Source organism: Chitinophaga sp. 30R24 (assembly GCF_049056765.1).
Lineage (GTDB): Bacteria > Bacteroidota > Bacteroidia > Chitinophagales > Chitinophagaceae > Chitinophaga.
The window spans coordinates 63,075-78,149 of record NZ_JBJGXX010000011.1; the positions used below are offsets into that span (position 1 = coordinate 63,075).

Annotated in this window: 8 protein-coding genes; 5 read left to right on the forward strand and 3 right to left on the reverse strand. The window is 46.2% G+C overall.

Annotated elements, in window-relative coordinates:
- Positions 1-6 precede the first annotated feature (6 nt).
- The gene (locus ACDQ55_RS18205; protein ID WP_420982904.1) at positions 7-1,476 is read left to right on the forward strand and encodes a glycoside hydrolase family 130 protein; all 1,470 of its coding nucleotides are present in this window, start codon (positions 7-9) and stop codon (positions 1,474-1,476) included.
- Between the two features lie 60 nt (positions 1,477-1,536).
- Here the strand turns inward: ACDQ55_RS18205 and ACDQ55_RS18210 are convergent, their stop codons facing one another.
- Positions 1,537-2,538, reverse strand: coding sequence for a glycosyltransferase family 4 protein (locus ACDQ55_RS18210; RefSeq protein WP_420982906.1), 1,002 nt, complete (start codon positions 2,536-2,538; stop codon positions 1,537-1,539).
- 203 nt (positions 2,539-2,741) lie between these two features.
- Between ACDQ55_RS18210 and bshC the strand changes: the two genes are divergently transcribed.
- Complete coding sequence (bshC, locus tag ACDQ55_RS18215; protein WP_420982907.1) at positions 2,742-4,328, forward strand: bacillithiol biosynthesis cysteine-adding enzyme BshC; 1,587 nt, start codon at positions 2,742-2,744, stop codon at positions 4,326-4,328.
- Between the two features lie 29 nt (positions 4,329-4,357).
- Here bshC and ACDQ55_RS18220 read toward each other — a convergent pair whose 3' ends face one another.
- Entirely contained in the window at positions 4,358-6,583 is a 2,226-nt protein-coding gene (locus ACDQ55_RS18220; RefSeq protein WP_420982909.1) for an FUSC family membrane protein, read from the reverse strand.
- A gap of 305 nt (positions 6,584-6,888) precedes the next feature.
- On the opposite strand from ACDQ55_RS18220, the gene smc reads away from it, so the two are divergent.
- Together smc and ACDQ55_RS18230 are read left to right on the forward strand one after the other, a co-directional pair.
- The gene (gene smc, locus ACDQ55_RS18225) at positions 6,889-10,419 is read left to right on the forward strand and encodes a chromosome segregation protein SMC (protein WP_420982910.1); all 3,531 of its coding nucleotides are present in this window, start codon (positions 6,889-6,891) and stop codon (positions 10,417-10,419) included.
- 77 nt (positions 10,420-10,496) lie between these two features.
- Positions 10,497-10,895 (forward strand): DUF4259 domain-containing protein, encoded by a 399-nt coding sequence (locus ACDQ55_RS18230; RefSeq protein WP_420982912.1) that lies wholly within the window; start codon positions 10,497-10,499, stop codon positions 10,893-10,895.
- 231 nt (positions 10,896-11,126) lie between these two features.
- On the opposite strand, the gene ACDQ55_RS18235 is transcribed toward ACDQ55_RS18230, so the two are convergent.
- Positions 11,127-12,389, reverse strand: coding sequence for a NupC/NupG family nucleoside CNT transporter (locus ACDQ55_RS18235; protein ID WP_420982914.1), 1,263 nt, complete (start codon positions 12,387-12,389; stop codon positions 11,127-11,129).
- Between the two features lie 150 nt (positions 12,390-12,539).
- Between ACDQ55_RS18235 and ACDQ55_RS18240 the strand changes: the two genes are divergently transcribed.
- A complete protein-coding gene (locus ACDQ55_RS18240) occupies positions 12,540-14,834 on the forward strand; it encodes a DUF7133 domain-containing protein (protein ID WP_420982915.1) in 2,295 nt (764 codons plus the stop codon).
- The last annotated feature ends 241 nt before the right edge of the window (positions 14,835-15,075 follow it).

The following is a 15,075-nucleotide window of genomic DNA, read 5'->3' on the forward strand; positions in this document are numbered from 1 at the left end:
ATAAACATGCGATTGTCAATAGAGCGGAAAACCACAAAAATTTACCCCGATCTCAAGCGCGTTGTCGCCAGATTCTTTTTCAACGGAGAGGCCAGGGCTAAATCTATCATCCAACAGGTGGCCGCCATGAGCGATCAGGAGGTGGATCTAACGATAATGCCTATACTGAGAGAATTTTCACGCCGTCATAGAAATATTACCCGGGTGTTTGAAAAACACGCCGATAGGTTACGGCATTTGTTTCCCGGTTTGCATATCGATTATGAAAACCTCTCGCTCAAGAGAAAACTATTGACAGGTTCCTATTTCACCAACGAGTATTCTATCGAATCTGCGGCCTTCTTTAATCCTTCCATGATAGAAGATGTAGACCAGAGCGGATTGGAAAAAGGGGAAAAACGGGTGATCATGAGCTTTCGTGCGGTGGGGGAAGGGCACGTATCTTCTATTGCTTTCCGCTCCGGTATTATCGATAAAAATAATGAGATCTCCCTGATGTCGCCTGGTAATTACGTAGATGAAGCGGAGGCGATCCGTAACTCTATGTACGAAAAAAACATCTTTTTCCAGAATGCCGTATCTATCCGGTTGCCGGATTCGGTGATCCAGGAAATACAAACTTGTTTGCCGGATCAGTTTGAATATATCAACCTGAAAAAGGTAATCCGGGAAATGCAGCAGCGTTACCAGGTAGATCACCTGCTCAAAAAAGGATTGGAACGCTTGCTATGGCTGGCAGATTCTTATTACGAGCTCAACTTCTCCCTGGATACTGATATTTCCGACCGCGTTATCTTCCCTTATTCCGATGCCGAAAGCAGGGGGATAGAAGATGCCCGTTTTGTAAGATTTACCAACGAAAATGGCGGCGTTACCTATTATGCCACTTATACGGCCTTTGACGGGGTGACTATCCAGCCAAAGCTGTTGCTTACAAAGGATTTTTATAACTTCAATATCATGCCCCTCTATGGAGAAGGCGCACAGAATAAGAACCTGGCACTGTTTCCCCGTAAGGTAGATGGTAAGTATGTGATGATCTCCCGGATAGATGGCATCAACGGCTATATCATGTATTCAGATAAGATCAATATCTGGGAAAATCCGCAGATACTCCACACGCCTAAGTATGCTTGGGAGTTTGTACAGGTGGGTAACTGCGGATCTCCCATTGAAACACCGGAAGGCTGGTTGGTAATTACCCATGGCGTAGGGCCCATGCGTACTTATTGCATCGGCGCCAGCTTGCTGGACCTTAACGACCCCGCCAGAGAGATTGGCCGCCTCCGTGAGCCATTGCTGGTGCCCAATAAGGATGAAAGGGAAGGTTATGTGCCCAATGTGTTGTATTCCTGTGGTTCTATCATTCACAACGACGAAGTAATTATCCCATACGGATTATCGGATTATGCCTCTGGCTTTGCCACTGTTAACCTCGAAAAGTTGCTGACACAGATCAAGTCAGACTGTATCTGATTACGGGAAAAGTTAAAGATATAGTTGCAGCAGCCGGCAGGTAGTTGCAACTATCATCTATTATAACTCGTTGTACAATGAAATATACTTCTCCACCATCGTTTTTGCACTGAAATTTTCTATGGCATGCTCGTGGCAATTCTGCCGGTTGATCAGGCTCAGGTCTTCTATACTAGCAGCTGCCTCGTACATGTCGTTTACTAGGAACCCCGTTTTGCGGTCTATGATCAGTTCTGGCATAGCGCCTTTGTTATAGGCAATAACGGGAGTGCCGCAAAGCATGGCCTCTGCTACGCTCAGGCCAAAGGGTTCGTTGAAATGGATAGGATGCAGCAGGGCCAGGGCCTTGCCCAGTAACTGTCCGCGTTGGTCTCCGCCTACTGCGCCTATGTAGGTGATCTGCTCATCGTCGAGATAAGGTTTTACCCGCTCATTGTAATAGGCTACGTCTTGTATAATGCCGGCTATAATGAGCTTGCGGCCGGAATGAAGGGCTATTTGTATCGCGCTGTGGGTGCCTTTGTCGGGGTGGATACGCCCGTAATACAACAGGTAATCTTCCGGTTGCGGTTCAAAAGGGAAATCTGTTTGCCGTACGCCATTATAGATAGTTGCTGTATAATGCAGCGTAGGGTGGCGGTCGGCATTACTGATGGATACATATCTACCTATATCATTATACCGCTGGTATACGGGTAATATTTTGGGAGAAGAAAAGCCATGAATGGTAGTGATCATGCGGGTTTTAATTAACCGGGAGTAGGTAAGAGGGAGGAAATCGAAGTGGTTATGGATGATATCGAAGTCTCTGGCCTGCTCCATCAGATAACTGATATGCATACACTCATTTACCTTGGCATCTGCCAACGGGTCTTCTTCGTATCCCCTGGCGCAGATGGCCGCGAGTTTGGCTGTAGTAAGGGAATCGGCAGTAGCAAAAAGTGTAACATCCATGCCCTGGGCTATAAGACCTTCGGTGAGATTGGAGGCCATCTGTTCCCAGGGCCCATAATGCCTGGGGGGAGTTCGCCAGGCCACCGGCGCTAATATGGCTATTTTCATGGTAAAGCATTTTTTCCGGAAAACCACCGTCAAAACAAGCGCCAAAGAACGTAGTCTGGCAAAACAAAAGATATAATCAGTTAACCAGTTAACCAATAATCTGTTCAATCAATGAACTATTTACTAACTTCGTACATTCAAAAAATTCGATGTATTGGCATTGCATGCCTTTTTAATTGGTAATTTGTAATTCGCAATTTAATATGCTGGAGTATATTCCTTATGGGAAGACTGGTTATTTTAATCAGCTGGTAATAGATTTTTTAGCCGAACATACGCAGATAAGACCGTTTTATACCTATTCTCCTGTACATCCGGATTTTTCGGCCGCCATTCAGGCCCGGCAAAACTTTGATACACCGAGAGCAGCGCTGGTAGCAGCTTTGCAGCAACAGTACGAGCTACTGGAACCGGTAAAGGAAGTAACAGAGAATATCCAGGCATTGCTGCAGCCCAATACCTTTACTGTATGTACCGCACATCAGCCCAATATCTTTACCGGTTACCTCTATTTTGTTTATAAGATCCTGCAAACAGTGAAGCTGTGCGCTTCCCTCAAAGAACAATATCCGGAATATCACTTTGTGCCGGTATATTATATGGGCAGCGAAGATAACGACCTGGAGGAACTGGGCAGTATTTACCTGGAAGGTAAAACCCTTGCCTGGCATACCCACCAACAGGGCGCGGTAGGCCGTATGCAGCCGGAAGGGCTGGAAGCGCTTATCGGGGAAATAAAGAAAGCGTTAGGTTATGCACCGCATGCCGCCTCGCTCATCTCCCTGTTGCAACAAGCCTATCTGGAACACGATAATATACAAGCGGCCACCCTCAGCCTGGTACATGCCCTATTTGGCAAATATGGCCTGGTGGTGTTAGTGCCGGATAATCCAGATCTGAAACGTTTATACCTGCCGGTTATTAAAGATGAACTGTTTAACCAGGTATCCCACCGGATTGTAAACGATACCGTAGAAAAATTATCGGTTTATTATAAAGTACAGGCTAATCCAAGGGAAATAAATTTGTTTTATTTACAGGATGGGTTAAGGGAACGCATTGTACAGGAAGGGGAGCAGTGGAAAGTATTACACACCTCGTTGACTTTCACCGCCACTTCCCTGGAACAGGAGCTACAGGCGCACCCTGAAAGATTTAGTCCCAATGTGATCCTAAGGGGTATGTTCCAGGAGTCTATTCTTCCTAATATCGCTTTTATTGGCGGTGGTGGGGAAATTGCCTACTGGCTGGAGTTACAAACGTTATTTGCACACTATCAGGTGCCCTATCCGGTAGTGTTGTTACGTAATTCCCTGTTGCTTACCGACGAGGCATCGCAACAAAGAATGGCTAAACTGGGCATTACTACCACCGAATTGTTTAAGCCAACAGAAGATATTGTTAATGACTTTGTGAAGCGGCATACCAATGCTGCATTGGTGCTGAAAGACGAATATGCTGCTATAGAGCAGTTGTTTGACGCATTGGAAGAAAAGGCGCGGAGCATAGATATTACCCTGGTGGCATCTACTGCATCTGAAAGAACCCAGGCGCTGAAATCTATCGGTAAGCTGGAACATAAGTTCCTGCGGGCAGAGAAGAAGAAATTTACCTGGCAAACAGACCAGATCCGGCAGGTGAAGAATAAATTGTTCCCCGCTGGCTCCCTGCAGGAACGGAAAGAGAACTTTATGCCCTGGTATGCCCAGGAAGGTCCGGCCTTTTTTGACCGTATTTTGGAGGCATTAACGCCGGTAACGGATCAATTTATTATACAAACCCGTTGCTAATGCTGCTATTAGCTATTAGCTGCCGGTAGTTAATAGCTAATAGCTTTCCCCATATCTCTCACCAGCGAGAGGATGGCTCTCAACTGATCATGTACCTGTTTGGTTTCCAGCATTTCATCGCGGGTAGCAGTTGGCCCCTGTCCTTCATTAATTTCCTGTTGGCGTAGATATACCAGATTTTCCAGGTGGGCATCCAGTTGGTCGAAGGCATGTATTTGTGGGGAAGGCTGTGCGTTAGTACTGGTAGCTGGATCGAGCATCAGGGTAAGCTGGTCCATGTAATGCAATAGGTAATCGGTAATTTCCCGGTATTCCGGCCTAGGGAACTGTACGCCGTGGTGCATGCTATAGTTGGCCAGGGTAGCAGTATGGGAGGTTAGGGTATGATTCAGTACCACAAAGTGATATACCTGCGAAGCATTTTTCTGTTTGCTTTTAGGCTCAGACAGCATCCGCTGGAAGGCAGACATCATATTGGCGGAAGCCACATAAGTGTCTTTCCGGGCTAGTTTAAAGTCGGTTACCGTCACTTTTTCGTTGGAATACGGCGGCATCACCACCTCAAAATACCGGCGGTTGGTTTCCATCATCTTCTTCATGTAGTTAGGCAGGAAATTACGTTCCCAGGCCGGCCATAACAACATATTAGCTAAAAAAGCGATACCTCCGCCGATAAATGTGTCCAATACGCGTTGGGTAACGTTATGTAAATCGGTAGGGTGCAGAAAGTGCAGCAAGAAAATGATAAAAGGTGTTACAAAAAATACGCTTAGGGTATATTTGAAGCTCATAAAGCTGTAGGAACCCAGGATACAAAGCAGCATCACCATAAAGATTACGGTGTTGTTATGGGTTACGTACAGGAGGCCGGCCGCAAAGAGGGCGCCGGTTACCGTGCCTATGAGGCGTTGTATGCTGCGTGATTTGGTAATGCCGAAGCCTGGTTTCAGGATAACTACAATCGTTAGCAGTATCCAGTATACCCGGTCGAGATGGAGTGCAACGCCAAGGCCATAACCCAATAGGGTAGCCAGGCTAACCCGGATAGCATGCCGGAAGATATGGGATTTGAACGTGAGGTTGTTCCGGAATGTTTCTACATCGTATTTCTGCCGGGTAATGAATTTAGACAGTTCCAGTTTAGGGTCTATCGCTTCATCTTTTAATCTTTCCAGGCGGGTAAGGCGATGCAGGTTATAAATACGCTGCGCCATGTCCTGCAGGTTTTGCAGGATGTTGGTTAAAGGGATTGTACGTGTTCTTTCTTTAAGGGTAGGGAGTTTGAGGGTGATGTTGGCAATGGTTTTCTTGACTTTTTCCATTTCAAACCTGAGGTTGATCCGGGGTAGCGAGCGTTGGCCTGCGGCCACAGCCAAACCTATGGTCCGGAGTTCTTGGGAAAAATCCAGGATAAGGGTATGGAGCTGTTGCAGGATGGCTTCATCTTTAAAATCGGCTTGCAAGGCGTTGTAGTCGGTTTGAGAGGCCATAATTTGTTCCTGCAAGTCTACTATATCCATGAAAATCAATACCATGCTTTTGTTGATGCTGGTAGTACCCTGTTGGGCGGAACGCCTTTTAAGCAGCAGCTCCCGCACATTTTCCTGTTTTTCGTTGACGATCACTTGTTGTGCCAGCACATCTTTATAATTCTCGGTAACATTAACGCCGGGAGTATAAAAGTTGGCCCTTACTTCCATGTAGCGGGCGGTTTGGATGATGCAGTCGCCCAGCGCCTGTTGTACATTCAGGTAAGGGCGTATCTGCCATAGAATCAGTGCAAGGGTGGCATACCAGATACTTCCCAGCAATACCATGGAAGCGTGTAGTAAGGTAAGCTGAGGGCTCATATGGGCTTCTCCCAGGATGGATACCATCACCAGCAAGCAGCCAGTGCCAATATTGCCTCCCCGGTTGCCATATACCAGCAACATGGCAAATACAAAACAGCAGATAGCTATCCAGCAAGCCATGGGCAGTATATATGGCATAAGCAGGCCGGTGCCCAGCGCGGTAAAAAATATGAGAACGATGCTGATGATCAGGCCGTTCCGTTTATGGATGATGGTGCCAGGTACATCGCTAAGTGCTGTACATAATGCGCCCATCGATACGGCAATGCCCAGGCCCAGTTGCCCCATCCAGGCAAATACCAGGGAGGGCACTACCACACTGATTGTAGTACGTAAACCGTTACTGAAATGATAGCTGTAAAGGAAATTTTTAATATCGTTGATCCGCTGTTCTGTATGCAACCGAAATTGGTTTTTTGATTTGCAAAGATAGGAAAAGATGGGGTTTCTGCCCTGGTATGCCTTTCTGCTGATCTGTTTTAACAAGGGGGTGGCGCAATAAAAATTCCACAGTAAATAAAATTACAATCGTTCTTTTCATTATATTTATAATCAGTCTTTTAGACTTCTGTTTTGTGAGAAGTTTGCAGAGAATGTAGGGGTAATTGTGAATAAATAATTAAGGTAGATTATGACATCTCACTTAAATTACTTTTTGATTCGGGTAAAATTATATCTTTGACGCCTTAAAAATCTCGGAGTACGACGTGCGCTTAAAAACACTAGAAATTAAAGGCTTTAAAAGTTTTGCGGATAAAACTGTTTTGCAGTTTGATGAGGGGATCACAGGTGTAATTGGGCCAAACGGTTGTGGCAAAAGTAATATCATCGACTCCATCCGCTGGGTGATCGGCGAACATAAGATCAGTAACCTCAGGTCTGAAAATCAGGCCGGTCTTGTGTTTAATGGCTCCAAAAACCGCTCTGCCAGTGGAATGGCAGAAGTGAGCCTCACCTTCGAAAATACCAGGAATGTACTGCCTACTGAGTTTACTACGGTAACCATTACACGTAAATTTTATAAAAATGGCGACAGTGAATACCGGCTCAACGATGTTGCCTGCCGCCTGAAAGATATCCATAACCTATTTATGGATACCGGGGTGAGCACCGATTCCTATGCGATCATTGAACTGGGAATGGTGGATGATATCATCAAAGACAAAGAAAACAGCCGCCGCCGCATGTTGGAACAAGCGGCAGGTATCTCTATCTATAAAACCCGTAAAAAGGAAGCCAAAACGAAGCTCGATGCCACAGAGGGCGACCTTAACCGCATTGAAGACCTCCTGTTCGAGATCAATAATAACCTTAAAACCCTGGAAAGCCAGGCCCGTAAGGCAGAGCGCTTCTATGAGGTGAAAAAGGAATACCGGGAAATCAGTATAGAATTGGCAAAAGCAGCGCTGGAAGGTTTCAATGTTACCTTTAAAGAGCTGTCTGAAACCCAGCAAACAGAAAGCGACCGTAAACTGGCGCTGGAAACAGAGATACTTTCTGCCGAAGCGGCTGTAGAGCAAGATAAGCTTCATTTCGTGGCTAAAGAAAGGGAACTGCAAACCTTGCAAAAGTCTTTCAATGAACTGGTATCCACTATCCGCACCAAAGAAAATGATAAGAACCTCGCTACGCAACAGCTTAGCTATCTGCGCGAACGGGAAAAAAATATAAGCGACTTCCTCTCCAATGCAGAAGGGCAACTGGAGGGCCTCACCCATTCCATCACTTTTACTGAAAAACAGGTAGAAGAGGAAGGAGAGGTGTTTGAAACGATGGCCGACGAGCTGGATACCCTCCGCGATATGGTGGAAGACAAAAAAGAGCGCTTCCAACAAAGGAAACAGGCGCTCGAAACCTTGCGCAACGACCAGCAGCGGTGGCAACGCCAACAGTTTGAGGCCGAAAAGAAAGTGGCGGTAGCAGATACCTCTGTACAAAACCTGCAACGCAGTATGCAACAACTGCAGGAAGAAAAAGCCAGCCGTCAGCAACAGATCGCTCAGTTAGAAACGGAAAAAGATGCCCTGCAGCTTACGTTGACCAACAGCAAAACTGTGTTGGAGGATATGGTGCGCTTCCAGGAAGAAACCAAAAGTAAGATACTGGCCACCCAATCCGATATTGAAGGCCTCCGGGATAAACTGGTAGATGAAAACCGTACCCTGGATGCCAAAAAGAATGAATTTGATCTGCTTAAATCGTTGGTAGACAGTTTGGAAGGTTATCCGGAAAGTATTAAATTCCTGAAGAAAAACCCTGAATGGAACAATAATGCTCCTATCCTGAGCGATATCTTTTTCTGTAAGGAAGAGTATCGTACCTGCGTAGAGAACCTCCTGGAGCCTTATTTGAGCTATTATGTGGTGAATAATGTGCAGGAAGCCATTCAGGCCATACAACTGCTCGATGCCAACAAAAAAGGGAAAGCTAACTTCTTTATACTAGACCAGTTCCGTACCGGCGCTACGCCGTTGCTTAGTCCTCCTGGCGCTATTCCGGCCTTGGATGTGGTAGAGATAGAGGAGAAATATAAAGGCCTGGGACAGCATTTGCTGGGCAAGGTATTTATTGCAGAAGACCTTACCCGCCTGGAATTTAGCCAATTGGCAGATGAAGGCATGTTGCTGATAGAGAAGTCTGGCCGGATGCACCGGGGTAAATATAATATCAGCGGCGGTTCTGTAGGATTGTTTGAAGGCAAGAAGCTGGGAAGGGCCAAGAACCTGGAAAAGCTGGAAGTAGAGATCAAAGACCTGGAAGCGGTAGTTGGCAGCTTGCGGACAGCGCTCCAGAATAAACACAACGAAGTATTAGGCTACAACAGCCAATTAAATGAAAATAATATCAATGCTGCCTGGGAAAAGGTAAATCAGCAGAACAACCAGCTGTTTGGCCTACAGAACAGGATTGAAAACTTCCATCATCTCATTGAAGCCAGCGATAAACGGTTGGAAGAGATGCAGCAATCACTGGAAAATAACCAGGAAAGCATTTCCGGTGTACGGGATGAATTGGAAAACCTGAATGAAAGAGTGCATGAACTGCAAGATAGCATCGCTGCCGCCGACCGTATGGCCCAAGAGGCAGAACAGCAGTTTAATATGGCTACTGTGCAGTTTAATAACCAGAACCTGCAACATACCCGCCAGCAAAGTAAGGTGCAGGCGCTGAAACAAGAGCTGGAATTTAAACGGAAGCAACTGGCCGACCTCCATGTGCAGATCACCAGCAACAAAGCGCAGCTGGAAGATGCAGTGGCTAATATTGCCGCAGTAGTGGAAAAACTCAGTCATGCTGATGATGGCCTGGTGGAATTGTTCCGGCAACGTGAAGAAGAAGAAAAGGCGCTCAACGAAAAAGACCAGGAATATTACAATTTCCGTAACCACCTGCAAGAACTGGAAAGCGCCCTGAGAACGAAACAACGGGCCAGGGAGCAGCTGGAGCAGCAATTGAACAGCATCAAGGATAAGGTAAATGAGCTGAAGCTGCAACTGGCCTCTATGAAAGAAAGGCTGAGCGTAGAGTTTAAAGTGAACCTGGATGAGATCATTGATGAACAGCGTAGTTCTGAGCTGTCGGTGGAAGAGTTGCAAGGGAGTGCAGAAAGACTGAAAAAGCGCATGGAGAATATGGGGGAAATTAACCCTACCGCTATTGAGGCTTATCAGGAAATGAAAAAAAGATATGAGTTTATCCTGGAACAGAAAACAGACCTGGTAAATGCGAAAGACTCCCTGTTGGCCACTATTCAGGAAGTAGAATCTACCGCCAACCAGAAATTCCTGGATACTTTTAACCAGGTAAAGGAAAACTTTATCCGGGTATTCAAAGCCTTGTTTACGGAAGAAGATCAGTGCGATATGATATTGAATGACCCTGAAAATCTGGCTGATACAGGTATAGAAATCATCGCGAAGCCCAAAGGCAAACGTCCGGCAGCGATCACGCAGTTATCCGGTGGAGAAAAAACCCTTACCGCTACTGCGTTGTTGTTTGCCATTTACCTGATTAAGCCGGCGCCATTTTGTATCCTCGATGAGGTGGATGCGCCGCTGGACGACGCCAATGTGGGTAAGTTCACGAATATGATCCGGAAATTTTCTGATAATTCACAATTTATTATTGTTACACACAACAAACAGACGATGGCCGCTGTAGATGTGATCTACGGAGTTACTATGCAGGAGCCGGGCGTCAGTAAATTGGTGCCGGTTGATTTCAGAAGTTTGAACTGATCGCATGGTTTGGTTGTTGTAAAGAAACTTGAATAACTTTATTCTTTATTCTAAAAAAATAAAAAAACGTAAACACTATGGGCGCATGGGGCACCAGGAATTTTGAAAATGATGGATCACAGGATTGGATATTTGACCTGATCGACAATAAAGACGGTGGGTTAGTTGCTGATACGTTGTCCCGTATCATTAACAACATCGAAACACTTGAAATACCCGATTGCGAAGAGGCACTGGCAGCGGCAGAAGTGGTTGCAGCGCTGGTAAGCCGCCCTAGCGAAGATTTCCCGGAAGATCCAATGGACAAACTGGATGTGCTGAACCTGATCGGTACTAAAGCACTCCGGCAGCTGGCTGTTACAGCAATAAATAAAATTGTAGCTGCTTCCGAAATGAAAAATCATTGGGAACAAGAAGGACAGTTAGATGCGTGGATCGCTGTAGAACAAGGCCTAATTAAGCGCCTCGACTTATAACAGCAGACTTGGTAAACACTTGCTTTACCTGGTCATCCATTCGTTTAACCTATACCGGATTGATTTCCGCTATATTATATTATTAAGCCCAATACCGCGCATAAGTTATTTTATGCGCGGTATTGGGCTTTGTTTTTTAATCGCTAATTAGGTAGACTGTTTTAGATGTCTAGCTTGATGCTCTTGCTTTAGATACCTAAAGCAGGAGCATCAAGCCAGGATAATCAGCAGTTATATCAGTATTCCGGCAATTGCGGCAGACATATACGACGCAAGGGTGCCGCATAATAAAGCCTTTAGGCCGAGTTTGGCCAGATCCGCCCTTCTGTCGGGCGCCAGTTCCCCGATACCACCGATCTGCATGCCTACGCTGCTGAAATTGGCAAAACCGGCAATAGCGATGGTTACAATAGCGATACCTTTTGAAGATATCACCGGTACATTATGGCTGGTCAGGCTTTTGAAAGCCACAAATTCATTGATCGTCAATTTTTGTCCCAGTAGGGTGGCTACGTTCTGTACATCGCTTTGCGGTACGCCTATTGCCCAGGCCATTGGCATAAATACCTTACCGAATATCCAGTCGAGGCTCAGGTTGAAGTTGGGATTGAAGATGTGGCCGATATGTATCAGGCACCAATCTATCAGTGCGATAAAGGCGATAAAGCCGATCAGCATGGCAATTACGTTCATGGCAATCTTAAAACCATCGCCCGCGCCGTGGGAGATAGCATCAATAACGTTGGTATAGTTGCTTTTCACTTCCATTTTTACACGTCCCAGGGTAAGGCTTTCCTCTGTTTCAGGGAATACGATCTTTGAGATCACGAGGGCGCCGGGCGCCGCCATCAGGCTGGCGGTGATCAGGAAAGGAGCGATGTGCATGCCCGCCTGTAGTCCCATATTCACGTATACTACCAGGATGCCGCCCGCAATACAAGCCAAACTACCGCTCATAGATGCCAGTAATTCGCTTTTGGTCATGCTGGAGAGGTAAGGACGTATCATTACCTGGGCTTCTACCTGGCCTACAAATGCGCTGGCTACGTTACTGAGGGCTTCGGCGCCGCTTACCCGCATGATGATGTTCATCGCTCTGGCAATTACCGCCACAACCCGCTGCATAATGCCGTAGTGATATAAAACAGCTACCAGCACGCATACCAGGATAATAGTAGCGGTTACGTTAAAAGCGAAAACAAATCCTCCGCCGGCATAGTCATTTAAACTACCATCTGTTTGGGATACGCCTATACCACCGTACACAAAGGCAGCGCCTTTGCGTGCAAAAGCTTCCAGCTTTCCCATTGCATCACCTACCCGCTGGAAAAACCAGGTAACGGGAGGTACTTTAAATACCAGAATACCAATGGCTATCTGTAAGCCAATACCACTTAGTACTAATCTGTAGTTGATTTTACTCCTATTGTTGGAAAATAAAAAGGCAATACCCAAAATAAGTACAATACCTATAATGCCCTGAAAGCGCTCCATAAATGCAAATAAATCGTAAAATGTGTGCAATGAAGCGACGAAGATAAGGGTTTTTGTGAAGGCAGAAGAGGGTAAAATGTACGCTCATATAATTTTTTAGGAAAAAATATAGGTGGAAATGTATTTTTAGCCCCTTATCGGATTATTACAATGCACCGTATTTATTATTTATTCATAACCACGTTAGCTGTTACCTTATCAGGATGTGAACAAGGAAAGAAACCGTTCTCCCATTCATCGCACGAAAAGGATTCCCTGGCCATGCGGGAACAGTTTGCCACTTCTCCCGTACTGGATGCCCAAACTGCCATTAGCCATATGCAGTACGATACAGGGCTGGAAGTACAACTGGTGGCCGCAGAGCCTTTGGTAGTGGCGCCCGTGGCCATGACCTTTGATGAGCGCGGGAGGATATGGGTAGCTGAAATGGCGGGTTTCATGCCAGATACAGCTGGTACCGGGGAAGATAAGCCCGATGGAAAAATAGTGATCCTGGAAGATACCAACAAAGATGGAATAATGGACAAACGTACCGTTTTCCTGGATTCCCTGGTATTGCCCAGGGCAGTGTGCCTTGTGGAAAACGGGATACTGGTGGCCACGCCACCTCAGTTATGGTTTATAGAGAATAACAACGATAAAGCTGGTAAACGGACGTTGGTAGATGATCAATATGCTGCCGGAGGTAATGTGGAACACCAGCCCAATGGGCTCTTGCGCGCCCTGGATAATTGGATCTATAATGCAAAATCGGATAGGCGTTACCGTAAAGCCGGTAATAAATGGCTGAAAGAAACAACGCATTTCCGCGGTCAGTGGGGTATTACCCAAGATGATCACGGCCGCCTGTATTTCAATAACAATTCGGAAAACTTGCGGGGCGATTATTTCCCGCCCGGGCTGGGGGGCAATAACCCTTATCAACAGCAGGCTGCCGGTTTCGACGAGCATATTGTACCAGATAACCGTACTTATCCTATCCGGCCTACACCCGGTGTAAACCGTGGTTACCAAAAAGGCACGCTAGACGATAGTCTGCGCCTGGTAAACTTTACAGCGGCCTGCAGCCCGCTCATCTATCGTGGCGCCCTTCTACCTGCTGCATATACCGGTAATGGTTTTGTGGCTGAGCCTGCTGCTAACCTAATCAAAAGAAATATCCTGTCTGATAGTAGTTATCAGGTGAAGGGAGTACAGGCGTATGAGCATCAGGAGTTTCTGGCCAGTACCGACGAGCGTTTTCGGCCGGTAGGACTTCTCACTGGCCCGGATGGCGCTATTTATATAGCGGATATGTATCGGGGTATCTTGCAGCACAAGACTTATCTTACCCCTTATCTCAAGCATGAAATTAATATGAGGAGCCTGACGCAGCCGCTCAATTGCGGTCGTATTTACCGCATTGTACCTAAAGGAAGCCGCCCGCAGTTTACCCCGTTTGAGTTAACGCCAGCTTTTTTAGGTGCCATGCTGCATCATTCCAATGGTATGCTGAGAGATAAAGCGCAACAACTGATCATAGACCATCAGGTAACCGCTTTGGCGCCTTATTTAAGGAAGATGCTGGCAGACACCCTGCACCCGCTTACGCGTTTACATGCCCTCTGGGCTTTGGAAGGATTGCATCAATTGAATATAACAGATCTGAATGGTATCTGGCCACAGGCGGACGAGTGGTTGAAAGTACAGGCCCTGGCGGCCCTGCCGGCGGTATTGGGCAATAGTAACGTAAAAGCTGTTGAAGCCGCTATGGATAGTTTATTGACCAATTCTTTTCTGGCGCCTGTGGTCGCCTACCAGATACCTGCTATTGCACTATACGATAAAGGAGGTGCTGCCAGATTGGAAGATAAAATGATCCAATCTTATGCCGCCAACCCGTATGTGGCCGCAGCACTGGTTAGCAATGCCGCCAGCCGGGAAGCCGCCTTTTTAAAACAGGTGATAGCCTGGAACCCGGATACTATGCTGGTGTTGCGCAGGCAGTTGGAAGCGGTGCTCATGAATATGCAGAATAAGGCTAATGCAAAGAAAATGGAGGAATTGAAGAAAATGATGCACCGGGGCTATAAGATCTTTAATACCGTTTGCCAGACCTGTCATGGTAAAAACGGGGAAGGCGTTACGGCCATGGCCCCACCGCTGGATGAAAGCAATTGGGTAAACGGAAATAAACAGGCGTTTATCTCCATCGTATTATTTGGATTAACAGGTCCGGTAGAAGTACATGGGAAAGTATATAAAGCGCCTGAAATTAATGGTGATATGCCGGGTATTGGTAGCAGCGATGAGTTCAGTGATGAAGATATCGCCCAATTGCTAACTTTTTTACGTAGTGCCTGGAATAATAAAGCGGGTAAGATCACTACTGCAGATATTCAGCAGGTACGTAAACAAAATGCCGGCCGCCAGAAGCCGTTCACTGTGCCGGAATTGCCGCATTAATATGGAACGGCGGCTAACTTTTTAACCATCGTTTCATTTATTACGTATATGCGCATTGTTAGGGTGGTTTGCCTTTGTAAAAACAAGTGGCTGATTTAATACAGCCCTTTAAAAGTGGGGTGTAGCGTTGGTTTTGTAGGCATAATGGCGGGGGAAAGAATTTTGATTTTAAATAAAAGCCCTATATTTGCCGGGTACAAGTAGCAATTTTCATTGAATCCGGCAACGTATATGTTATATA